20 protein-coding genes and 1 pseudogene are annotated in these 22835 nt (G+C 55.3%); 2 read left to right on the top strand and 19 right to left on the bottom strand.

All coding sequences use genetic code 11. From position 1 onward, the window contains the following. Nucleotides 1-37: 37 nt before the first annotated feature. The 4 genes from CNX70_RS13945 to CNX70_RS13930 form a co-directional block, all read right to left on the bottom strand. Nucleotides 38-454, bottom strand: coding sequence for a hypothetical protein (locus CNX70_RS13945; RefSeq protein WP_096235166.1), 417 nt, complete (start codon nt 452-454; stop codon nt 38-40). A gap of 173 nt (nt 455-627) precedes the next feature. Further along, nucleotides 628-1290 (bottom strand): DUF799 domain-containing protein, encoded by a 663-nt coding sequence (locus CNX70_RS13940; protein ID WP_046684982.1) that lies wholly within the window; start codon nt 1288-1290, stop codon nt 628-630. Continuing rightward, nucleotides 1287-1655: a DUF4810 domain-containing protein gene (locus CNX70_RS13935; RefSeq protein ID WP_425269243.1), complete on the bottom strand. Its 369-nt coding sequence runs from the start codon at nt 1653-1655 to the stop codon at nt 1287-1289. Before CNX70_RS13935 ends, CNX70_RS13940 begins: the two co-directional genes overlap by 4 nt. Nucleotides 1656-1663: 8 nt before the next feature. Then, a complete protein-coding gene (locus tag CNX70_RS13930) occupies nt 1664-2338 on the bottom strand; it encodes a CsgG/HfaB family protein (RefSeq protein WP_096235165.1) in 675 nt (224 codons plus the stop codon). A gap of 315 nt (nt 2339-2653) precedes the next feature. On the opposite strand from CNX70_RS13930, the gene CNX70_RS13925 reads away from it, so the two are divergent. Beyond that, on the top strand, nt 2654-3853 hold the full coding sequence (locus CNX70_RS13925) for a YbfB/YjiJ family MFS transporter (protein WP_096238450.1): 1200 nt from the start codon (nt 2654-2656) through the stop codon (nt 3851-3853). A gap of 39 nt (nt 3854-3892) precedes the next feature. Further along, nucleotides 3893-4426, top strand: a complete 534-nt coding sequence (locus tag CNX70_RS13920) for an ankyrin repeat domain-containing protein (protein WP_096235164.1) — start codon at nt 3893-3895, stop codon at nt 4424-4426. Between the two features lie 263 nt (nt 4427-4689). On the opposite strand, the gene CNX70_RS13915 is transcribed toward CNX70_RS13920, so the two are convergent. From CNX70_RS13915 to CNX70_RS13855, 15 genes and pseudogenes are all read right to left on the bottom strand, one after another. Next, nucleotides 4690-5385, bottom strand: coding sequence for a putative type VI secretion system effector (locus CNX70_RS13915; protein WP_096235163.1), 696 nt, complete (start codon nt 5383-5385; stop codon nt 4690-4692). Nucleotides 5386-5478: 93 nt separating this feature from the next. Then, a complete protein-coding gene (locus CNX70_RS13910) occupies nt 5479-6279 on the bottom strand; it encodes a hypothetical protein (RefSeq protein WP_096235162.1) in 801 nt (266 codons plus the stop codon). Then, complete coding sequence (locus tag CNX70_RS13905) at nt 6276-9170, bottom strand: T6SS effector BTH_I2691 family protein (protein WP_096235161.1); 2895 nt, start codon at nt 9168-9170, stop codon at nt 6276-6278. Before CNX70_RS13905 ends, CNX70_RS13910 begins: the two co-directional genes overlap by 4 nt. Nucleotides 9171-9215: 45 nt before the next feature. Continuing rightward, complete coding sequence (locus CNX70_RS13900) at nt 9216-10151, bottom strand: DUF4123 domain-containing protein (RefSeq protein ID WP_157751014.1); 936 nt, start codon at nt 10149-10151, stop codon at nt 9216-9218. Beyond that, nucleotides 10138-12135, bottom strand: coding sequence for a type VI secretion system Vgr family protein (locus tag CNX70_RS29340; protein ID WP_482793348.1), 1998 nt, complete (start codon nt 12133-12135; stop codon nt 10138-10140). Before CNX70_RS29340 ends, CNX70_RS13900 begins: the two co-directional genes overlap by 14 nt. 71 nt (nt 12136-12206) lie before the next feature. Further along, nucleotides 12207-12947 (bottom strand): annotated as a pseudogene (locus tag CNX70_RS29335) (type VI secretion system Vgr family protein); the annotation flags it as partial. Nucleotides 12948-13128: 181 nt separating this feature from the next. Further along, nucleotides 13129-15273, bottom strand: a complete 2145-nt coding sequence (locus CNX70_RS13890) for a T6SS phospholipase effector Tle1-like catalytic domain-containing protein (protein WP_096235159.1) — start codon at nt 15271-15273, stop codon at nt 13129-13131. Next, nucleotides 15270-15998 (bottom strand): DUF3304 domain-containing protein, encoded by a 729-nt coding sequence (locus CNX70_RS13885; protein WP_096235158.1) that lies wholly within the window; start codon nt 15996-15998, stop codon nt 15270-15272. Before CNX70_RS13885 ends, CNX70_RS13890 begins: the two co-directional genes overlap by 4 nt. Further along, complete coding sequence (locus CNX70_RS13880; RefSeq protein WP_096235157.1) at nt 15995-16369, bottom strand: hypothetical protein; 375 nt, start codon at nt 16367-16369, stop codon at nt 15995-15997. Before CNX70_RS13880 ends, CNX70_RS13885 begins: the two co-directional genes overlap by 4 nt. Beyond that, nucleotides 16366-17094 carry a DUF3304 domain-containing protein gene (locus tag CNX70_RS13875; protein ID WP_096235156.1) on the bottom strand — a complete coding sequence of 243 codons (729 nt, stop codon included), beginning with the start codon at nt 17092-17094 and terminating at the stop codon, nt 16366-16368. The genes CNX70_RS13880 and CNX70_RS13875 overlap by 4 nt, the downstream gene beginning before the upstream one ends. Next, a complete protein-coding gene (locus CNX70_RS28200) occupies nt 17091-17465 on the bottom strand; it encodes a hypothetical protein (protein WP_157751013.1) in 375 nt (124 codons plus the stop codon). The genes CNX70_RS13875 and CNX70_RS28200 overlap by 4 nt, the downstream gene beginning before the upstream one ends. A 67-nt stretch (nt 17466-17532) precedes the next feature. Then, the gene (locus tag CNX70_RS13870) at nt 17533-18219 is read right to left on the bottom strand and encodes a DUF3304 domain-containing protein (RefSeq protein ID WP_157751012.1); all 687 of its coding nucleotides are present in this window, start codon (nt 18217-18219) and stop codon (nt 17533-17535) included. Nucleotides 18220-18301: 82 nt separating this feature from the next. Further along, a complete protein-coding gene (locus CNX70_RS13865) occupies nt 18302-19141 on the bottom strand; it encodes a DUF4123 domain-containing protein (protein WP_096235154.1) in 840 nt (279 codons plus the stop codon). Between the two features lie 4 nt (nt 19142-19145). Next, entirely contained in the window at nt 19146-21959 is a 2814-nt protein-coding gene (locus CNX70_RS13860) for a type VI secretion system Vgr family protein (RefSeq protein ID WP_096238449.1), read from the bottom strand. Beyond that, entirely contained in the window at nt 21956-22585 is a 630-nt protein-coding gene (locus CNX70_RS13855) for a hypothetical protein (RefSeq protein ID WP_157751011.1), read from the bottom strand. The genes CNX70_RS13860 and CNX70_RS13855 overlap by 4 nt, the downstream gene beginning before the upstream one ends. Between the last annotated feature and the right edge of the window lie 250 nt (nt 22586-22835).

Genomic DNA, 22835 nt, shown 5'->3' with positions numbered 1-22835 from the left:
ATTGACGTCAGCCAAAGCTGGTGCCGCAGTCGACGTCTTACAGATTCTGGTTGCGGTTCAAGCTCACGTCCCCTTCGGTGGCCGAGTGCGCATCGGCAGGCTGCATGGTCACGACGGGCCTGGCGTTGACGTACCAGTCGCTGTCGAACTGGATGTAGGGATTGGTCTTGGTGATCGCGCCGTCCTGCTGCTGCGTCAGACTGGCCTGTGGTTGCCGTGACTGGCGCTCCGGCGTCATCTTCATGTTATCGCCGGCGCCATGGCTGTACATGTCGAGCGGGATTTGATGGTTGTAGACGAATGATTCGATGGGGCCAGGCACACCCGTCAATACTTGCCAGGCAGGAATCTGGTAATTGCTCTGCGGGTTCTGCGGTTTCAGGAACACCAGCGCGGTCTTGCCTCGCATTTCGTCCGATTCCACGTTGTTGCTGATGTTAATTTGCGTAACCATCGTTTTCTCCCTGCTCTGGCTCTGCCCGGACTCAAGAAAAACAGCGCCGGACGACGAGTCCGCGATTTCCTCTGGCGCTGGTCATCACTGCAAACGATGCGGCGGCGCTCGCCTGGCACAGCCCGCAACAGGCCCTGGCGGATGCAGGGCCTGCGCGGCAGCTTACTGCAAGATTACTGCGCCAGGTAGCGTTCCGAACGGGGGCCGTACAGCAAGCCGTTCGGCACGCCGGCCGACAGCAAGCGCGCATTCGCCGTGCCGGCGATAGGATGGCTGGCATCGGTGCTGGTGTTGATGATCTGCTTGACCGCCGCCGTCACCAGGGCGCCGATCAGGCCGCCACCACCGCTGTTATTGCCTTCGTTGCTCGACGCGCTGGCCGCGCCCTGCCACAGCAAGGCGCCCGTCTTCAGGTCGACCAGCTTGGCATCGACCGACACCACGGTCACGCTGTCGATCACGGCATACGTGGTGCCGTACTTGGAAATCGTCACGTACAGGCCCGCATCGGCGCCAAAGATCTCGTTGAGCTTTTTCGCATCGACACCGTGGATATCGGCGGCATTCGTCAAGCCGTTCTGCTTGAAGGTTTCACCGACCACGGCCACCGGCAGCACGTAGTAGCCCGCTTCGGCCAGCGGATAAGTCACTTGCGCGTAGACGCTGTTGCCGGCATTGACTTCGGGCGAGTTGTTCAACGGCGGCAAGACCACGATGGAACGGGGCTTGGCCGCCTTGAAGGCCGTATAGTCATACGCGGCCTGCTTGGTGGCGCAACCGACCATGAAGATAGCGGGCCCCAGGCACAAGGCCATTTTCAACATGCGCGACATCATAATTTCTCGCCTTTTTTCAATTTACCCAACAGGAAGTCCATGTACGGCGTCGATTCGGGGAAGAGTTTTTTCTCGTCTTCGAATTGCGCGGCGACCTGCTCCGGCTTGCCCGCGATCGAGTACAGCATGCCCAGGTGGGCGTGGTAGCCCGGCGGCGCATGGTTGCCCTTCGCAGCGATCACTTGCAGGTCTTTTTCCATGGCGGCGATCTGCTGCTCCGGACTTTCGCCTTTCAGGTACTCATACACTTGCGGCTGGTAGCCTTCCCATTGGTACAGGGTTTTCGACTGCGTGGCGCAACCGGTCAGGGCGGCACAGGCGAGCATGGCCAGCAGGGCTGCGCCCTTGTTCATCATTGTTTTCATGGGATACCTTATTGTTTGCGCAATGCGCCCGCTTCGACGCCGGCGACCAGGCGCTCGACCGCTTCACGCATGGCCAGGTCCAGCACCTTGCCGTTCAGGGTGGCGTCATAACTGGCGGTGCCGCCAAAGCCCAGCACTTCACGGTTCGACAAGCTGTATTCGCCGGCGCCGCCAGCCGAGTACACGACTTCCGAGGTGGCGATGTTGACGACGTTCAAGGTGACCTTGGCATACGCCACTTGCGTCTTGCCACGGCCCATGATGCCGAACAATTGCTTGTCGCCCACTTCCTTGCGGCCGAATTCGGTCACATCGCCGGTCACGACGAAGTCCGCGCCCTTGATGTTCTGGCCCTGCTTCTTGAACTCGGCTTCCTGCTTGAGCTCGGCCATGTTGTCGCGGTCGAGCACGTTGAAACGGTTGGACGTCTGCAGGTGCGCAATCAGGATCGTTTTCGACTGGCTGCCCAGGCGGTCGACGCCATCGGAAAAGATGCCGCGCATGAAGTTCGAGCGGTTGTCGAATTTGCCGACAGCGATCAGCGTGCGTGGACCAACGTAGGGACGGGCTGCGCTGGCAACCGTGGGGACAGCCAGGGCTTGCGAGGATTCGGAAGCGCAGCCAGCCAAGGCCGCGCCAATCAGCGTTGCAATCAACAACGCGCCGGGTTTATTCTTGTTCATAGTGCCCTTAAGATATGGAGGAACAGGAGTAACCTGCAAAATTGAATTTAGGCAAGTTAATTTCCCAATTGCAATTATATGGGATTGCATGTCTTATAATTCTCTCCAAAAGTAACGATGGCAAGGATTGCACTATTGCCCGCCATGCACAGGTGTGGCCCTGCTTGACTTCCCAGTTCAGATTCATTAACTTAGTAGTAAAAAAGCGTGTCGTCAGCGCCCTATGCCACTGTCCCTCACAGACCTCGCCCGCCGGCCGGCCCCGCCCCGGCGCCAACTCCACTGCACGTTTTCACATAGATGGGTCACCAGGCCATGCCGACACACGATCATTCCCCGGCCCATCCGCTGGCCACGGCGCTGGCGCTCTCGCTGGGCGCCGCCATTGCGCTGGGCCTGTCGCGCTTTTCGTATGGCTTGCTGCTGCCGCCCATGCGCGCCGACCTGGGCTGGTCTTACCTGCTGGCAGGGGCCATGAACACCTTCAATGCGCTCGGCTATTTCCTGGGTGCCCTGGCCACGCCGGCCCTGATGCGCCGCCTGGGCGTGTGGCGACTGCTGATGACCGGCTGCGTGCTGGCCAGCATCTTCATGCTGATGTCGGGCCTCGTCAGCGACACGACCACCCTGTTCCTGCAGCGCGTGTGCGCGGGCGTGGCCAGCGCCTTCATTTTCATCGCCGGCGGCGTGCTGGCAGCGCGGCTCGGTTCCATGCACAGCCAGCGCGCCGGCTTCTACATCGGCCTGTACTACGGCGGCACGGGCTTCGGCATTGCGCTGTCGGCCCTGCTGGTGCCGGCGGCGCTGGCCGCCGCACAGGAGCATGGCGCCGCGCATGCCTGGCAATGGCCCTGGCTGGCACTGGGCATCGCCTGCCTGCTCGCCACCGCCATCATGGCCCTGCCGGCGAAAGCCATCGGCGAAGCGCCGCGCGCCCTCGACACGCCACGGCGCTTTGCCTGGCGTGATTTCGCCCCCAGCCTGGCCGGCTACTTCATGTTTGGCGTCGGCTACATCGGCTACATGACCTTCGTCATCGCCCTGCTCAAGCAGCAAGGCATGCCCCCCGCGCGCATCACCGTGTTCTACACCCTGCTGGGCCTGGCGGTGGTGGCGTCGTCGCGCATCTGGGCGCGCATGCTCGACCGCTACAAGGGCGGCGAATCGCTGGCGATCCTGAACGCCGTGCTGGGCGTGGTGAGCATCCTGCCCGCACTGACCAGCTTTGTGCCCGTCGTGTTCCTCTCCGGCCTGGTCTTCGGCGCCGTGTTCCTGTCGGTGGTGGCCTCGACGACGGCCCTGGTGCGGCATAATCTGCCGCAGCAATCGTGGACGGCCGGCATCACGGCCTACACGACGGTGTTCGCCCTGGGGCAGATCGTCGGCCCCATCGCGGTCGGCTGGATCGCCGACGGGCCGGCAGGACTGGAGCGGGGCTTGATCGCCTCGGCCATCGCCCTCTTCATCGGCGCCGCATTGGCCGCGCGGCAAAAGGCGCTGGCGCCGGCCGCATAGTAGACTGCTGGCATAGCCCACCTTCGCGGAAAGATCACGATGAACACCGATGCACGAAAAATCCCGGCAACGATGGATGCCGAAACACTGGAATTCATCCAGGGCCTGTTTGCCCTGGTGCGCGAAGGCGACACGCAGCAACTGGGTGCCATGCTCGCGCAAGGCGTACCCGTCAACTTCCGCAACGAAAAAGGCGACAGCCTGATCATGCTGGCCAGCTACCTCGGCCACCTGGAAACGTCGCGCCTGCTGCTCGAAGCGGGCGCCGACGCCAACGTGCCCAACGACCAGGGCCAGACGCCGCTGGCCGGCGTGGCCTACAAGGGCTATCTGGAGATCGCCGAACTGCTGCTGCGGCACGGCGCCAGCGTGGAAGGCGCCAGCCCGGACGGCAAGACACCGTTGATGATGGCCGCCATGTTCAACCGCCTGGCCATCTTCGACCTGCTGCTGCAGCACGGCGCACGCATCGATGCCGTGGACAGCCGCGGCATGACTGCCGTTTCACTGGCCAAGGCCATGAATGCACAGGAGACGCTGGCTCGCCTGGTCAGCCTGGGGCAAGCGGAATAAAACAGAGGCACTGTGATTGTCTGCCAGTAGTCGCGCTGCCGAATCGCGGGGGGTGACGCGCGATTCCGACCGCCAGAGCGCCGAGCTCAATTCATTGATGGCGATGGTTACGCACCTGCAAGAGTTTTGCAGCAAGATTTTCTCAATGTCATGCAGCAGATCTGCCGTTATTATAGAGAAATGAAGATGCGTCATTTCTCCTTCCAGCATGAAAAGCAGTTCATCAGAAAACCCCTCAGTATCTTCCATTTTACTTATCTAATTTAAAGATAGTACACGCCCATCGGCAAAGCGGGCTTTCCTGATTTCCTCGATTTTCTCGTACTTTTAAAAAGATCAATCTTCTCTGGCTCAGCGATCCCTAGTGCCTTCCCCACTCTATTCATCTCCTTTGAAAATTCCATAAAGTCTTTCCAACTCAAACCAACAGTTACAAATAGAATAATTGGAGTGCTAAAGGTAGCGCAAATCAACATAAACCAGACTGGCATGCCACCAAAAAATGCCGCCAAAATTGCTAAAATATATAATCCAATAAAAGCATAACCACAACATCTTAATAAGTGATACTTTTTTGCAATTGTTCCACGTTCAGAATGTGGCTGTATCCATATCTTGTTTTCCTTTACATCAACCACTGCGACAGCGATGAATTCATTGCCTTTTTGATAGCCTATAACTTTAACCTCGTCCCCATTCTTAAAATCAACTTCCCAAAAACTACCAGTAACCCACTTGCCGCCCACGCTCATGTTGAAGCCTGTGACAGGATCTCCGTCACTTGTCGCTGCCTGCATGCTGTGAACAGCGCCAGGCTCACCTGCAGCAACTTGAACGATCGCCGCCAAACCAGATGTTTTTTTGAATTGTTCAGCACTCTTCAAATAATTCACATGCATGTCGGAGGTTCTCAAATCCTCAACTGCACCGTTGACCAACTTATAAGATAATTCATGCATATATTTTCTCGATTACTGTGTTTCCAATATCTCCCCAGCAATGCCATCAATTTCATGCAGGAAGTGGCTGAGAACACCAAATTATCAGGCAGATTAAATTTTGTATTTCGACTTGTGCTTTTTCAGCGCCAGCTCACAATTGGTTGAAAAAAAACCATTGCCATTATTTTCAAAAAAAGTACTTCCGCCTCTTGCATCAAAAACATCTGGTCTTGGAAAACCATAAGCGACAAATATTTTCTCAGCATATATTGAATAGTCGCGCATGGTTTTATATGTCCAGTATTCAAAAGGGAAACAGAAAAGCGGAGGCATCAATAATATTGCACCACATGCGGTAATTAAATCCTCTTTTCTCTCCTGCGATACATCAATAAATAAAAAAAATCCGGAAAATAAAACAATCCAAACAAACAACGTCATATTTCTTGCAAATCTCATGCAACTCCAGAAAAAGGCCCGTTCTCCGCAATACGCATTCAGGGGCATCAATAACAGGCTATCCTCAATGCGAAGCAAACTGTGCACGTGCAGGACATCACCTCTCCTTGCCACCACTAATCTGACGAAATCGCCATCCTTGATCTTGTCCGCATCGGCAAAAACACCACATACTACTTCGCCATTGACCAGTCCAGCAAAATTATGCATATCTTCGCCATCGTACAAACTTAGCATGGCTGAAGTTGCCAATGTCCCAGGCATGCCATTGATGGCCGCTGCTACGCCACCTGCAAGGTTTTTTTCCTCAATATTTTTTTCTATTTTCCTGAGTAAATTTATAGTTGATGCAGCAATCTGAACCTCTGTGATTTTTCCTTCCAATGTAAAAAAAATCTCATTGGAAAACATGTCTGCATTTTTTTCCTCTGCCACATTCACCTCGAAATTCATGATTGAATTGCCTTCAAAGATTTCTGCAACTCCATTAGCTCCTGCTCAACAGTAGTAAATGGTTTTTCAGAAAACCATCCTTTACTTTTCCTAAAGCTACACGCTTGAAACCAATTCTCCAATTCATCATCCATAATCCATACCCGATATCCAACTTCGACAACAGTTATCCCTAGGCCGATCAGATTAAACCGAGCCAATCTTATCAATAAAATAGTTCTGCCACCTGCCAAGCTTGTTGCCAATCCACCAAAATAATTTATTGCCTTTAAAGAAAAACTGAAATTTTTCGCCAGTTGAGATCCTGCCAATCGTGCCAATAAAGGAGCAGCGTAGGACAAGGCAGCTGCCAAGCCTAAACCCATGTTAATGGCACCAAAAACAGCTCGACTAGCATAAATCCCCACTAAAATTCCATCAGATCGCTCCTTCTTGATTTCATCATAAGCCGAATCAATATCCAAGCAAACTATCATGAAACCAGAAATAGCCCCAAGTAACCCGGCAGCCATTTTGAATCCACCGCGAATAATATCCGCCGCCTTATTTATCCCGCTAATTTTACTATAAGGATAAATTTCCCTTATAGATTTTGTCACAGCATAAACCAGATCAAGAGATATACTGCTCAGTGAAAGTATTGAGGCTATCACCTCAGCCTTTAGCCTGGGAGAATCCTTAAAATGAGGCAATTTGGTTGCCAGGGAAAGGCTTTCAATTGACATTAAAAGAACACCGATGCGAGCATGGCGAAAATTATTGGTCTCGGGCCTTTTACCCACGTCCAGTTCGTCCAGTGCAATCTTTACCTTGTTTTTTACCTTTGCCTGCTCATCCTCTATCAGTTTTCCTATGCTCCCTTCCACTTTTGCCGCATCTGCCTGAGCAATTTTTGTGGCTTCTGCTCGCGCCATCCGCTCAGCTTTATTTTCTATGCTTTGCTCTAATTTATTTTTTTTATTTTCCGTCTTCAGCGTTTCAGCGTACTTCTTTGATTTTTCTCTTAATTCCTCAATATTTTTTTGTTTCAGAGGAAGCATCAATTCATCAAACCTTATTTTTTCAGCAAGATCCGTCAATTTAGAATACAGCAATATACCAACGATGCTGGAAATTGCCTTGTCCAGCTTCCCGCTTTTAGTGAACATTGCTTGAGTCCACTCCGAGATTTTTGCAAATGCCATCCCCTCCGCAGTTCGATGGTATTTTGACAAATTCACTATTGCCTTTTTCGTGCTAGCCTCTGGATCCTTGTTGTGAATTTTAAGAACTCCGCCATCGCGCAACCATTCATCCCATGCGGAATCAATTTTCTTAAAAGAATCAATCAGGCCCTTACCGGCTTTTAACCATGGTGCCGCCTGTACTTTTGAAATATCTCCTGCAGCCTCGACCTGATCTTTAGCGTCCTTGAAAGCTTTTTCCGCAGCATCGTATAAAGATTTATGGTTGTAAAAATTTGACCGCATGTACAAATTTTTTCTTTCAATAGAATTTACATCCATCCAATTTTTAAGGACAGGTGCATTTTCCTTAGCTGCGAACATGCCAAACACACACCGGGAAAATTCAAAAGTAAAGCAAAATCCGCTACTGATATTTTCCTCGTCATAACTATCAAATGCGTCAACCAGTTCCGTGGATATTACCCACTTGACGTGATCGGCAGTTCTCTTTCTCGAGGTTGCCTCAGCTTCTTTCGACAGTTTATCCAGCGCTTTCCGGAGAAAATCAATTTCAGAAACAGAGATGAGCGACTCATATTTCTTCTCAAATTTTTCGCGCGCATCCTGTTCACTGCCCGCAAGAATCTGCTCGCGCCTTTTCTCTCTCGCCTCAGAAGTTTTCCTTACTCTCTCTTCGATTATCTCAGCTTCTTTTACACGATTTAATTTCCTGAGCATCTCTGCGTTATTTTTATTAATATCCGGAAGCGCCCTCGAATCCATGTCATCGAGATTTTTCTTTCTGATTTCCACACCATATTTAATGACACAGTCCTTGATATCGTCTATGCCAACCATGACGTCCATCTTCCGCCGATTGCTGACTTTTTCCTTGTCCACCTGCTCAAGAAAATTCTCAAGCGGTTGCAGTGCAGCATTACGAAAATCGTTCAATTCCTGCGTGATGCCGATGGGGTCAAACACAGCAAACGCTGCGGCCTTGGTCGCTACCATTTTCTCTTCCAGCTTTCCGATCCTGCCGCCCGGCGTCGCCAGTGGAAGATTGGCTATGCCTTCATAAGCATCGCAACTTGCCATGTAGAGCTGCTGCATGAGAATTTTCCCCAAAGGGCTCTTGCAGGCATTCTGATACTGCCGGGCGAGCACGGCCTCTGGGACGTATTTGCCAAGCTCTTCAGGCTTCAGGCTGTGCGGCTGTTCGGTACTGCCCGCCGCCCATTCCTTTGGCAGAAAAACCTGCATTTGTCCTTTTTTAACGCTGGCCTCGGCATTAGCCGCATACGCGTCCAGCCGCTCTCTCGTCATGGCAGTCGGCGTGAACAACAGATAAATTTTTTCGACAAACTCGATCTTGTCGATGGCGATCATGCTGGCGTTGATGCCGCAGGTGCTGCGGTCGCAAGAAAAATTCACGACCGCCGATGGCGGCGAATCGACGGAAAATTTGGACAGGAAGGCGTCGTCGTCGGAAAAATAGCCTTCCCAATACAGCAATCCCGACCGCTTGATCAGCACGTACAGGAAACCGGAGCGTAGCAGGCGCGGCGCATAGCTGGCGTTTTCCAGCGTGATGTGCTTGACCTTGTCGCCCAGCTTGCCGGGCAGCGCGGGCACGCTGCCGGCCGCACCCTCGCCCACCACTGCCGCATAACGCAAGGGCAAAATGAACAAGCCGTTTTTATCGCAAAATTTACAGTCTTTCATCGCTCTTCCTGTTGAGTGGGCGGCACGCGGTCATCCTGCTGGGCATCAAGCCAGGGAATGAAGACGGGCGTTTAATACTATGTCCAGCGGCAGGCCTTGCGTGGCGGCCATCCGCATCAGTTCCCCGAGGGCGGGGTGCAAGGTGAAGGCCTGGCCGTGTTCGACGGCACGCCAGGCATAGGCGATCTGGTCGTCAGGCTGCTCCAGGCCCGCACTTGCGCTGTGGACAAGATGGTGGTCGATTTGCGCATCGACGCCGGGCCCGATTGTCGTTTGCCGTGCGTGCAGGATGCGCACCACCAGATTGATCTGCTCGATGCGGCCCATCGCCTGCCTGGTTCGCTCATCGATGCGCAGGGAAACATCTTGTACTGCAGGTACCGGCTGCGCATTGCCATGCTGGATCAGTTGCCCATCGCGGTCGAGCTGGCACCATCTCTCGACAGGACCTAGCAGATCGGCAAAACTGCTGCGCCCCGGCACGCCTGCAGTAGATGGCGGCAACAGTCTTGCCAGATGCGGCAAGACGCGAGGGTCAAAATAGCGCAGGTAGACGGCGTCGCCGGACGGATAGCGCACATTCAGGCGCGCCAGCATGGCGCTGCGCAGACGTTCCAACGTCGCGTGGCTAAACAGCCAGGCACAGATCCGGGGCACCGCGCCCGGTTCGGCATGCTGCTCTTGCGCCAGCTTCAAACTATATTCGACCAGCGCATAGTGCTCGGGCAGCTTGTTTGACAATGCGAGCAGCATCGGTGCGCGCTGCAAGTCATCCTCGAAGATCGGATCATCGAGCAGCACGCTGGCTGCGGGCGGCGACAGAGCCTCGATCACCTCGCGCAGGGGATTGTCGATGAACTGGTCGATCAGGACGACGGTCCTGTCATAACCGCGGGCCACGTTGTAGAGCACTTCATCGGCGCGCGCCGTCGATACCCCCGCCGAAGACAGTGCAGGCGATGACACTTTATCGTTTGACACTGGCCGCTCCCGCCTGCGTGGCATCGAGGAGTTTCAGTGCGCAGCCTTTCAATTGTCCTGTAGGCAAGGCCAAAGGTGCAGGACTGGCGCTGGCCGGCCCCGTGAGCTCCTTCATGCCGGCCTTGAATTCCATCTTGCCGGGCCCATGAATCTCGATATTGCTGCCTTCGAGCTTGATATAGGCGCCCTGCACCGTCAGCAGCACATGCTGCTTGCCGCTGATATTGACGCTTTTGCTGACACTGGCCACCGTCACGGCCTTGTCTGCGGTTAATTTTGTTTCATCGGACTGGCTCTGGCTGCTGACCTTGCCACTGGCCGCGTGCAGGCGGATGCCGGTTTCCTGGTTGGGTTTGTCGGCCTTGCTGGCCTTGCCGTAGGTAAACAGGCTGATGCCGGAACTGATCGCATGAAAATGGTTGCCTTGCGCGCCGAAATTGATGTCCTGCCCTGCCGCAATGCTGCTGGTATTGCCGGCGGCGAAAAGTGCGTTGAGCGGCGTGGTCGCGGCGATGCCGGCCGGACTGGACAATTGCAACTGGGGCGCGCCATAGGCCGTCGCCTGGCTGTCGCCTGTGCCCGCCGTACCCTTGAGCATTTCTATGCTGTTCGCCAATTGTTTCAGCGCCGGCAGCGTATCGGGCGCCGCCTCGGCCTGGCCTTGCCCACCGCCTAACACAGCCTTGTGCTTTTGCGCCGTCTCGGCAAGCGAGGTCAGCAGGGCCAGGCTCTGTTCGATCTGGACAGTGGCTTCCTTGGTATCCATCTGCGTGCCGCTGGCGTTGCTACGCCCGTCGGTCGACAACAGCAGCCCCTGCCCCGCACGCAGCGCGGCGCTGTGCTCGGTTTTCAGTTCAGCGCCGAAGCCGGCGGCGTCCAGCCGCTGGTTGTCCGTCTGATGGCGTACGTGTCCCAGGTTCAGCTCGGCAGTGCCCTGGTGTGCGCCGGCATGGCGCTGCAGGGCCACACGCGGCTGGCCCGGACTGTCGTCGAACACCAACTGGCTGTATGCCGCGCCGCCCTGCTGGCTGGCCTGCATGGCCTGACTCTTGATGCCGGACAGCGCGGCCGGGTGGGCATGCGCGCCTGCTTCGCCGGGAAACCAGGCTGGTGCATTGCCGGTGGCCGGCCCGGCGCCATGCGCCACGCGGTTATTCTGGGCATCGGCCGTACCCTGGCCGTTGTAGACGGCGCCGATCACGACCGGTCGGTCGATATTGCCTTCCAGAAAATCGATCAAGACTTCCTGGCCTATGCGCGGCAATGCATGGCCACCCCAGTTGGCACCGGCCACCGGCGCCATGGTGGAGGCCACGCGCACCCAAGTACCAGCGCTGTCGTCGCCTGGCGCGCCGGTATGCTTGCCGCCTTGCGGATGGTCGAGGCGGCTGTGGCTCATGACCCCGCGCTGCCAGTGAAACTGCACCTTGATGCGGTGGTCGCGGTCGGTGTGAATCACGGCGCCAGCCGGGCCCACCACGACGGCCGTCTGCTGGCCATGCACGGTCGGGCGTGGATGCAGCAGCTGGCCATGCTGGTCCTTGCCGCTGGCGCGATAAGCAATATTGCTGCGGATGGCGTCGATGCGGTTGCGGTACAGGGGCCGCTCGGCAATCGCGCCCAGCAGCGCGGGCATGCGGTGCAGGCTGCCCGCTTGCTCCTTGCGGATGGCCGCATCGAGCAGACCCGTCTTGAGGGTTTGCACAATGGACGACTGCAGATCCGCACTCAGGTTGTTGTGCATCAAATGCACCGTGCGCACGATGAGGAAGCTGCGTTCGTCGTCGCTACCGGCCTGGTCGGACACCGGCTGTCCCTGCAGGACAAAGGTGGTGCCCGGTGACATGGTACGCACGGTCCCGGCCGCCACGTGGACTTCCTTGCCCGCTTCGAGCGCCTGAAACTGCTTGCGCGCGATTTGCTGGCCCTGCTCGTGCGAGGCGTAGGCATAGGCCCCGGGCGCGTCGCGGCTGAGCAGCTCCACGCCCTGCGCCCCGCCCCCCCTGCCGCCGCGCTGGCAACGCGCTGGTCGAGCGAGCGGTAATCCCAGCTGCCCATTGCGATGGCATTGGTCTGCTGGCGCAATTCAGTGCGCCAGCGGTCGATGCTGTCGACCTTCATGACGGCGCCCGGCTGCGTGAAATTGATGCTGCTCTGGGCATTCGGCTTGAACGCGCCGTTATGGTCCGCGATCACCAGGCAGTGGCTGCCCAGACTGGGGCTGCCCGGATCGCCGCTGTGTTCATAGTAATAAAACAGGCCTTCCTCATGCATCAGGCGCTGCGCATAGGCCCAGTCGCTTTCCTGGTACTGGGTGCTCAGGCTGCGCTTCGGGTATGTCGCGCGGTCGAGAATATCGAAACGCCAGGCCGGCGCTAGCTTGCCTTGTGCCTGGTAAGTGGCAAACAGCGCGTCGAGGATGTCGAAGACCGTCATGTCCTGGAAGACGCGACTGTCACGGCCATGGGCGAGAAACGCGCTCCAGGGCTCCAGCGTCAGGTGATAGCGCGCCATGCCGCCGTTCGCACCGACCAGCTCGACGGCGGTGATATGGCCGTGGAACGGGCGCAGCGCGTCGGCGCTGGTAGCGGTCAACAATTGCAGCAGGGCCGGCTGGCCTATCAGGGTACGCAAGGAAATGGCGGCGTCCGTCGACAGGGCCGCGATCTGGAACACGAAGCCCGTGCTCAAGCCTTCCTCGCCGCGCACGCATTCGGCCAGCAGGCGGTCGGCGCCGAGGGGCGTGGTCAGTTGCAACAATCTGCTAGCTTGCGTGAAACTGGCGGGCAAGGACATGGACATCCGGAACTCCATCACGCGGCTTCCCGCATATAATTAGTAAATAAGCATTTTTATCAAAGCCATTACACCCTAGAAATTTCGTTATAGCAAGAGTGTTTCGATTGAAATGGCCAAGGCAGGCAATATCAGCAACTACGGCCAGCTGCGGCAACAGGCATGATGCGTACTGTTTTCATTAGCTAACGCTTTCTTCCTGGGAAGCAGTCGTCTCATTTTGGGAGATAAGCACACTATCCCAGCCGCTATAAATCTTTCGAAATCGCAGATATCCTGCCCTGGCCCACATGTAGTATGTGTTCTTGCTCGCCTCGTAGGGCTCACGCCCTTCCGTAATCATGCGTGGTAGTTTGCCGGTACGCGCATATTCGATGGCAGCATTGCGCTGGTGAGGGCTCAAGCCGTCTTCGACCGGTTTGTATGGCGTCGATGGCATTACCCTGGCTTCCGGCGGCAGCCAGTGCCGTTGCTCCGCAACTTCTTTTGACCTACGGGCATTGAACTGCTCAAATGCCTTGCGCTTTGCCTCCCAAGCTTTCAGGTCCTCAACCAGTTGCGGCTCATTGTCAGCATTGCCCGGAATAAGCTTGAACCAGGCACGCGAATCATGGACGTATTCATCAAAAAAACGCATCATCGCCGGTGCCAGTTGCGGCACGTTATTCCACCATCGGGCAATTTCCTCCCACTCGTCTTTGTGGTCGTTATCGAAACCAGGCTCCTGCGTCGCCGGTTTGAATCCCTTGCCCTTTTCGGACAGCCATTTTTTAAAGGCTGCGATCTCTTGTTCAAATTCACAGTTTGCGCTGTGCAAGTCGTTTTGATCGAAAGTACTTGCTCTTGAAAAGCTTGCAGTCGCTTCCAAAGGCATCTTGCTACCTGCGCGGCGCGCAAGCCGCCACTGCATCTGGTATTGCGCCTGCTCTCGCATGATTGCTGTCAGCGTGCCCGTCTTGGTGGTACACGCAGCAAGGTAGGCATTAAAGTCGGTAATGGTCGAGGGTGCAACTTTAAAACGTTGTTGCACGACCGCGCTCGCGAGTTCAAGTTTCAGGGGCACACCAGCCAGCCTGGCTGCCCGATACATGGTCAGCAAGGGGATGCGCGTCAGCATATCGTCGCCATTCGGATCGACGCCACGCCCCTGTTCACGCGGCGCGTAGCCACCACCCAGATCCGAATGCACGCCTGGAAAAACAATTTCCATGCAATTTGGCGTGACCACCCCTTTGACGGAAACCGAGTCGAGCGGAAAACTGCGGCGCAATTCATGCGCGGAAACCAGATGCAGGCAAGTGATATTGGTCGGTATGCGCAAGCTGTCTTCCGCGTCGGCCCAACTGCCATGCCCGTCAAATATCTTGCCCAGAAAGCTGTTACCCAAGGTGTTACCTGCACCAATCGAGGCCACCGTATCAAACAAGCCCAGGAAATCAAAAGCGACCTCAAAACCGCCCAGCGTCATGCTGCCACTTTCTTTCCCGCATAAATGAGCGTCCAGCCTGCACAGCGACATCAGCCAGTTGGTAAACGCGCGCGCTTGTGTGGCGCCGCGCGAAAATCCAAAAATGGAAATGTATATTTTTTGCACAATACCAGGATCGACTTTTTTTGGCTTTCCTGTTTTCTTGTCCGGCCAATGTTGCGACACCGCCGCATGCAATTCTCGCAAAATAATTTCAAACTCAATTCTGGTTTTTTTTGCTTGTTTCTCATTTGGCATCGAACGCTCGTACCACTCGGGAGGCACTATTTTACTCCGCGCCTGCTTGTTCAAGTCTATTTTCAATATAATTGACTTGATATCTTTATCGGAAAGCAGGGGTGTTTTCATGAAATAACGATGCACGTTGTTAATGGCTTGAAGCAAAGCCCACAGGATACGTTCCTCTCCCTTATAGCCAGCCGCAGCGCCGGCCGTTTCGTCAAAACCATCGCCACTATCGTTAACCTGCTTGAATTCTGTTCCAACACCAGGAATATAGGCCTTGAAAAAATGCGTATAATTGGATTTATCATTTTCCCAGTCGCTTGTTACCGGCAATACTCCCGGAACGCTCAGACCTGGATAGCAATCATACAGCCTCGCAACATTAGAATGGGTTTTTTCCCTCTCAGCGAGAATATAGTTATTCCTGGTGCCATCAAAGAAAAATCCAAAGAACAGGTTTGTTTTACATCCATCTGGGCCACAGCCGATTTTTGGTTTTTCACGCTTTTCTTTATTGCGAATAATTTTTAAATTATCATCTGAAAAGAATTTATTTTGATCAAAAGCAATAGAAAATTTTTCATCCGCAGGCAAACAAAGTTTTACACTCATGGCTTACTATCATTTAAATTTTTGATTTCTTTTTTAATTTCATCTATTGATTCTTCATAACTATTTTTTAGATACAATATATAATTCGGATCTTTTGGCCCTTTAAATTTTAATACTACTTCTGGATTAATTTGTTTTTCCGTATCCCAAGATTTACTAGTCCTTATTTCTGGATATTTTTTAAGCTCCTCCAATAAACGTTCACTACTTCTCAAGAAAACTAATTGATGTTCCATATACAAACCCCAGCGTTCCCTTCGATACTCCAGCGAAGGTACCGGCCAACCCTTGATTTTGCCTGGCCACTTTGGATGATCAGGCTGGTACATGCTCGATACGATGCTCATGCTGCCGTCGACATTGCGCAATACCCACAATTCTTGCGGCTCGTCATAATGGGGCAGTTCGACTACCGTCGACTTCCGGATCTCAGGCAAGCTGCCATCCGGTTTTTTGGGCAAATAGTAGGTGTACTGGATATTGACTTTTATTCCCGGCCGCCATTTCTCAGGCAAAGTGAAGCAGCACATGGTGCCGCCAGCCCCGTAACGACCGATGGTTTCTCCTCCTGCCTGATTCGATGGCCGCAGCGGGTCTTGCAACACATAGGTAAATTCCTGGTCACTATAGTTGACGCCATGGACACTGACCGAAGTCTCACTGATGTTATTGCATGCTGCAAACACCGGCATTATCAGAAAGCAGAGGAGAATAATTTTTTTCATTTGAATTTTATGTACTTAAAAATGATTGCAATAGGTATACTCGCGATGAGGATTAACGTCCCCCTGTTCCCAGGGACTAACCGCCGTTTAAATTTTAATAAAACCTGAAAAATTTTCACGCGACTTGAGACAACGACTCCTTTGGCAGAAATTTCCTTCTCAGCAATAATATAATCATTCCTTGTGCCATCAAAGAAAAATCCAAAGAACAAGTTTGTTTTACATCCATTGGAGCCACAGCCGATTTTTTGTTTTTCACGAACCTCAAAATTTTTATTAATATATTTAGATTCCCTAATCGTGAAAAATTTCTCGAAATCATTTGCATTTAAGAATTCGCTTCCTAAGGGACCACAAATTCTGGAACTCATGGTTTACGCCCTTTCATTTCCTCCACCGCCTTCTTATCATTCTCCAATGACTCTTTATAACTTTTTTCTAAGTAGGATAAATATTTTGGATCATTGAATCCTGAAAATTTTGATTTTAATTCCAAATCTCTTCCAACTTCAAAATCCCAAGCTTCCTTCGTTTCTTTTTTTGGGTCAGACAATAAATTATTCAGCATGGTCTCGCTGTTTTCCAAAGCATCCAACTCATGTTTCATATACAAACCCCAGCGTTCCCTTCGATACTCCAGCGAAGGTACTGGCCAACCCTTGATCTTGCCTGGCCATTTCGGATGGTCAGGCTGGTAGATGCTCGATACGATGCCCATGCTGCCATCCGCATTACGCAATACCCACAATTCTTGCGGCTCATCATAATGAGGCAGCTCGACTACCGTCGACTTCCGGATCTCAGGCAAACTGCCATCCGGGTTTTTTGGTAAATAATAGGTGTACTGGATATTGATTTTTAGTCCGGGCCGCCATTTCTCAGGCAAAGTGAAGCAGCACATGGTGCCGCCAGCGCCGTAACGACCGATGGTTTCTCCTCCTGCCTGATTCGATGGCCGCAGCGGGTCTTGCAACACATAGATAAATTCCTGGTCGCTATAGTTGACGCCATGGACACTGACCGAAGTCTCACTGGTGTTATTACATGCTGCAAACACCGGCATTATCAGAAAGCAGAGGAGAATAAATTTTTTCATTTAAATTTTATGTACTTAAAAATGATTGCAATAGATATACTCGCGATGAGGATCGATGTCACCCTGTTCCCAGGGCCTAACCGCCGTTTAAATTTTAATAAAACCTGAAAAATTTTCACGCGACTTGAGACAACGACTCCTTTGGCAGAAATTTCCTTCTCAGCAATAATATAATCATTCCTTGTGCCATCAAAGAAAAATCCAAAGAACAAGTTTGTTTTACATCCATTGGGGCCACAGCCGATTTGTGGTTTTTCACGAACCTCAAATTTCATCCTTATATCATCTCTTTCATCCTTCCCAAAAAAAATATTAAAATTTGATGCATTCAAATATACTTCTGAAACAAGTGGGCAAAGTTTCACATTCACGGCTTTGACTCTTCCAATGACTTTACAAGACCTCGACTTCTAGCAAGTGAATCTTGATAGCTATTCTTTAAAAAATCCTGGTAAGCTGGATCTTCTGCCCCTTAAATTTCAATGCGAAGCTAGGGTCACTTCTTATTTTATAATCCCAAGACTCTTTTGCTCTTTTTAAAGGGTCTTCTTTAAGATCAGTCAGTAAATTTTCATAAAGTATCACGCCGCTCATTTCATGTTCCATATGCAAACCCCAGCGTTCCCTCCGATACTCCAGCGAAGGTACCGGCCAACCCTTGATCTTGCCTGGCCATTTCGGATGATCAGGCTGGTAAATGCTCGATACGATGCCCATGCTGCCGTCGGCGTTGCGCAACACCCACAATTCTTGCGGCTCGTCATAATGAGGCAGCTCGACTACCGTCGACTTCCGGATTTCAGGCAAGCTGCCATCTGGTTTTTTTGGCAAATAATAGGTGTACTGAATATTTATTTCTATTCCGGGCCGCCATTTCCCAGGCAAAGTGAAGCAGCACATGGTGCCGCCAGCCCCGTAGCGACCGATGGTTTCTCCTCCTGCCTGATTCGATGGCCGCAGCGGGTCTTGCAACACATAGGTGAATTCCTGGTCGCTGTAATTGATGCCGTGGACATTGACTGGTACATCATTGCTGTCATTGCAGGACGCGAGCATCGGTAACACCAGAGTGCCGGCTAACGCAACACGCTTCAGACCATTCAAAATATTGCCTACAATATTCAATGATTAACCTTTTTTTGTTTATTCCTGGTGTCGCTTCCTGGTACAAAAGGGCTTGTCGTCTTGCTCCAAATTTCACAGCTACTCAAATATCAAAGGCATTCAGAGCAGCCGTTTCTGCCGCCATCCATGCCCCAAGCATGACGGCTCCCTCGCTATCGTCCATACGCAGGCCTTTTTGCAAAAAGAAATCACACCACTCCGGATAGGACTCGATACCAAGCTGATCTCTGCTGGCAAGGCGCAGGGCGTTATGCACGAGAGCGTGCTGTTGGGAGGGTTTTATGTCGGGCAAGCGACGCCGGCTTTGCAGCAAGGCAAGGATTTCATCCGCTTCGCTATCGGCCACCATGATGGCAAACTGTTGCTCATCCAATTGCGGTCGATCCGCAATTGGATGAGGATCTGGCGGCAGCGTCAATGCTTGCCAAGTCCCATCGCGGTCCATATAGCACCAATTACTTGCGGGGCCGGCAAGCGTGCCGCGCTGTAATGGCGTCAATGCCGCCCACAGGCCAGGCAAACGACGGGTGTCGGGATAGCGGAAATTGAAGCGTTGTCCATCGTTTTCAACGATGCACCAGGCAGCAAGGCGCGCAGTCAAATCCTCGATACTCTCGCCGGTCTCGATGGCACTGACCATGGGCCAGCCGCTGCACCGGGACAGCACGCGCGCCAGCTGGGCCGATGCTGGCCGATAGGGCAACAGGAAGGGAGAAACGGCGCGGGTAGCATCGGAACAAGAAGGAAGCCGTTCAAATAGCAAGCTCACACTCCTTCCTCCCAAGGCAAGCTGAACGGCCCGATATATATCAGGCACAAAGACTCCATCGAGCAAGAGATAAAGCTGTGTGTTGCTGTCCAGGCAGCCATGCTGTTCGTCCAGGCGATGCTGCCAATGCGTAGAAAAGGTTTCAATAAACATGCGCTTACTCGACTGATGTAAAGGCCAGGCCGGCGGCGATGGATTTTTTCAAGCACTCCACGCAGATGGCATTGGGCAAACCAGGGAAAGGATAGGCCAGCCGGTCTGGCCCCAGAAAACTCTTCCTGCCGGCATGCACCGTGATCTTGCCCGGGCACTGAATGGTGATGTTGCCGCCTTCGATGGTGATGTTGGCCCCGCCCGCCGTCGACAGTCGAATACTTTTTGCCGCCGCCCAGTCGATATGCGCGTTGGTGCTGATGACGTTGACCTCTTCGCGCGCCTGCACGTTGAGCACATCGGCCTGGGCCTGCACGTCGATGGCCTGTTTAGCGGCGATCATCTGCAGGCCGATGTTGTTCTCGCCCGCCTTGACCACGCCGCCCAATACGCCGATGGTCTGGCCCGTGTGCACGCGCAACTGGCCGCCACCGATGAACTGGGTATCCTGGCCGCTCATCATGGTGACGGTTTCGCCGCTGGCCAGTTGCATGTCTTGCCCCGCGACAACGCCCAGTCCGGCCCTGGCGGCAATCGCGATGATGGCGTCCTTTGTGTGCGGTAACTGTTCGTGCATGCCGGCGACGCTGGCCAGCATCGCCTTGAGCGGCGCGGCCTTGTCGTCGAGCGCGCTGGCGTTTGCTGCGGTGACACCGATGTGGCTGGCGTAAGCCACCGTCTGGTGCGTCTTGGCAGCCTGGCTGAAGGTGTCGCCCAGCAGCACAGCCTGTTTCAACAATGCCATGCCGCCCGCATTGTCGCCGGCCGGATCGCGTTGCGCGGCGTTGTGCCTGAGCACATAGCTGCTCACCAGCAGGCCGGCCTTGGCGCGCACCACGCCATACGCGTCGGTGCGCAATTCGGCACCGGCGCCGCGCAGGCTGCCCCGGTAATTGTCGGCCGCGTGGATCAGGTGCCCCAGGTTCAGCTCGCTGGCCGCATGGCTGCTTTTCAGTTGCACCCGACCCTGGCTGTCGGTGTCGTCGAATAGCAGCTGGTTGTAGCCGGCCGCGCTGCCTGCCTTGCCGAACTCCTTGCTGCGGATGCCCCATTGCGCTGCTCCATTGCGGTGCGCCGCGCTGGTGCCTGCGGCGCCATGCCACAGCGGACTGTTGCCGCCCGCCACATTGCCCTGGCCCGCGATGGCGTGGTCATGCGCAGGCTGGAACACGCCAGCATCGTGTTGGTCCCGCGCCATGCCGCCCGGCGTCGGTTTGGTACCGCCCTCGCCCTGGCCGTTGTACAGGGCACCGACGATGACGGGCCGGTCAATATCGTTTTCCAGGAATTGCACCAGCACTTCCTGGCCGATGCGCGGCAGGAACTGGCTGCCCATGCCGCCGCCAGCGGCGCGCTGCGCCACCCGCACCCAGCAAGTCGCGCCCGTTTCCTGCTGCCAGTGAAAGCGGATGCGCACCCGGCCCAGCTTGTCGCAATAGATTTCATCGGCGCCGCTGGCTACGTCATTGCCGTCGGCGCCCACCACGATGGCGCTCTGGCTGCCCAGGGCGGTCGGCGTGGCGTGCTGGCGCGCATCGTTGTCATCGTGCTCCGGACGCCACGGCGTTGCCGCGGCAAGCATATCGATGCAGTTGGCGTAACCGCTGGCTTGCGCCTGGGCAATCGCGGCGGCGAAATCGGGAAACCCTGCGCCCCACTCTTGCACCGTTTCTTCCAGCAATTCCGGTATCGGCCCGAACAGTTCCGCCAGTCCTTCCAGCGCCGGCAGCGGCAGGTTGTTGACGCCGATGCTGGCCACGCGCAGCACGACATACTCGGGCGCGGCCCCATCGGCCGCCTGCAACGGTCCTTGCGTCAGGGTAAAGCGCGTGCCGGCGCGCAGGGTGCGCACGGTCGAGCGCGCCTGACACAACTGGGCGCGCGCTTCGTGCGACTGCATCTGCAGTTGCGCGTAACGCTGCGCCTGCGCGCCATTCGCATACCAGTACTGGCCCGGCGTATCGTAGCTTTCCAGCAGCGGCGCGTTCTTGCCGCCGATCACCATATTCGTCGGCACGCTGGCCGCGACCGCCTTCTTGGCCTTGTAATCGTAGCTGAGCACGCTGCTCAGCCCGACATGCAGGCTGCGCCGCGCGCTCAAGGCTTGCACGCTGTCGCCCGGCTCGCCGACGCGCGCGCCATGGAAGCGGATGCCGCCACCTTGCGCGCTGCTGGCGTCTTCAGGCGTGGCGCAAGCCTGGCTGCTGTCGGCAAAGACGAGCAAGGTCTGACCGTCAAACCGCCAGGCCAGCCCTTCTTCCGTCAGCAGGCGGCGCACGAAATCGAAATCCGATTCGCGGTACTGGCAACAATAGCTGCGTTCGCCCGCGTCCTGCATGAACGACGCCACCTCGTCGCTCCAGCGCCACAGTGCGTGCGGCGCGTAGGCCGAAAATACCGCGTCGACGATGGCCGTCACGGTTTTGTCTTGCCAGACGCGGCTGTTGCGCGTCTGCGTCAGCAGCCACAGCCAAGGCGTAATGCGCAGCCGGTAGCGCGCCAGGCCGCCATTGCTGCCCAGCATGGCGGCGGCGCTGATATAGCCGGAAAACTGGGTGCGCGTGCCATCCGCCAGACTGATATGCAGGCTGGCCGGCTGGCCCAGCAGGGACGCCAGTGCAACATGGGCGCTGGTGGACAAGGCGATGACATCGCGCGCGCCTGGCGTCTGCAATTGCTCGTCGCCGGCGAACGCTTCCACCAGCAACAGGTCCGCGTCCTGCGCGCTGTCGCCTTCAAGCTTGAGCTCGTACAAGCGGGTGATGCTGGAGAATGCTGCCAACGCGGCACCCACCTGGTCCAGCAGCGCTGCGCTCATCGCGCGCCTTTCGCCGCCGCCCTGGCCGCCTTGCATTGCGGCTTGCCGGTGCGGCCGGCACAGGTGCGCTGCCGGCAGCTATCGGCCGCCGCCGGTTTCAATTTACCGCATTGCTGTAACTGGGCTTGCAGGCTGGGCGGCGCTTTTTTGGGTGGCGTGCCAGCCTGGGCATGCGATACCAAGGCGGCCAGCAGGGCCACGTCGTTTTCCTGTTCCGGCGTGGCGGCGGGCTTGGCACTATCAACGGGCTTGAGCGGTTTGGCTGGCGGTTTTTTCTGTGGCGCGCGCGCCGGTTTGGGCGCGCTCTTCTGCGGGCTTTCCAGTGCCTTACTCAGCAGATCCCTGGGACCAGACACGGGCGCCGGGGCCGGAGCTGGCAAGTCGGCGCCCAGCATTTCGCTCAAGCTCTGCCGCGGCAAGGCCTCCGGCTCCTCCTCGTGTATGCTGGCCGCCGCAGTGACGGGCGCGGTGGCCACAGGCGGTGTTTCCGGCACTGGCGCCGTGCTGGCCAACACCGGTTCGGCCACCACCGGTTCGGCCACCACCGCAGTCTCGCGCTGCCCCAACCAGGCGCCGGTGGCCAGCAACAGCAAGGCGCCAGCCAGCATGCCCCCCAGACCGGCCACCGGCTGGCGCGCCTGCCTTCATGCGGCACGGGCGCAGGCCGCCTGCCACCTTCGAGATGGTTGAGGATACGGCTGCGGTCCGCCTCGGCCTGTTGTGCGGGCGTCAATAAGCTGGGCCGTGTCGATGGCCGTGGGCTGTCGTCATTGCTTGGCAAAATCTTAACTCCTGTCAATATTTGCAATACCTTACGACAATAAAAAAAAGCGTGACGCATGTTAGGAAATCAACAGTGCGCACCCAGCGCACAAT

It is taken from the genome of Janthinobacterium svalbardense (genome assembly GCF_002327145.1).
Taxonomy (GTDB): Bacteria; Pseudomonadota; Gammaproteobacteria; order Burkholderiales; family Burkholderiaceae_D; genus Janthinobacterium; species Janthinobacterium tructae.
The sequence above is the reverse complement of the archived record's forward strand: the minus strand, read 5'-3'. Positions and strand labels throughout refer to the sequence as shown.

Coding starts and splice junctions, on each gene's coding strand:
- CNX70_RS13930 (WP_096235165.1), bottom strand. CDS start 2,338: ATGAACAAGAATAAACCCGGCGCGTTGTTGATTGCAACGCTGATTGGC.
- CNX70_RS13925 (WP_096238450.1), top strand. CDS start 2,654: ATGCCGACACACGATCATTCCCCGGCCCATCCGCTGGCCACGGCGCTG.
- CNX70_RS13905 (WP_096235161.1), bottom strand. CDS start 9,170: ATGAAAGACTGTAAATTTTGCGATAAAAACGGCTTGTTCATTTTGCCC.
- CNX70_RS13945 (WP_096235166.1), bottom strand. CDS start 454: ATGGTTACGCAAATTAACATCAGCAACAACGTGGAATCGGACGAAATG.
- CNX70_RS13865 (WP_096235154.1), bottom strand. CDS start 19,141: ATGTTTATTGAAACCTTTTCTACGCATTGGCAGCATCGCCTGGACGAA.
- CNX70_RS13885 (WP_096235158.1), bottom strand. CDS start 15,998: ATGAAAAAAATTATTCTCCTCTGCTTTCTGATAATGCCGGTGTTTGCA.
- CNX70_RS13890 (WP_096235159.1), bottom strand. CDS start 15,273: ATGAGTGTAAAACTTTGTTTGCCTGCGGATGAAAAATTTTCTATTGCT.
- CNX70_RS13875 (WP_096235156.1), bottom strand. CDS start 17,094: ATGAAAAAATTTATTCTCCTCTGCTTTCTGATAATGCCGGTGTTTGCA.
- CNX70_RS13910 (WP_096235162.1), bottom strand. CDS start 6,279: ATGAATTTCGAGGTGAATGTGGCAGAGGAAAAAAATGCAGACATGTTT.
- CNX70_RS13940 (WP_046684982.1), bottom strand. CDS start 1,290: ATGATGTCGCGCATGTTGAAAATGGCCTTGTGCCTGGGGCCCGCTATC.
- CNX70_RS13915 (WP_096235163.1), bottom strand. CDS start 5,385: ATGCATGAATTATCTTATAAGTTGGTCAACGGTGCAGTTGAGGATTTG.
- CNX70_RS13860 (WP_096238449.1), bottom strand. CDS start 21,959: ATGAGCGCAGCGCTGCTGGACCAGGTGGGTGCCGCGTTGGCAGCATTC.
- CNX70_RS13935 (WP_425269243.1), bottom strand. CDS start 1,655: ATGAAAACAATGATGAACAAGGGCGCAGCCCTGCTGGCCATGCTCGCC.
- CNX70_RS13880 (WP_096235157.1), bottom strand. CDS start 16,369: ATGAGTTCCAGAATTTGTGGTCCCTTAGGAAGCGAATTCTTAAATGCA.
- CNX70_RS13920 (WP_096235164.1), top strand. CDS start 3,893: ATGAACACCGATGCACGAAAAATCCCGGCAACGATGGATGCCGAAACA.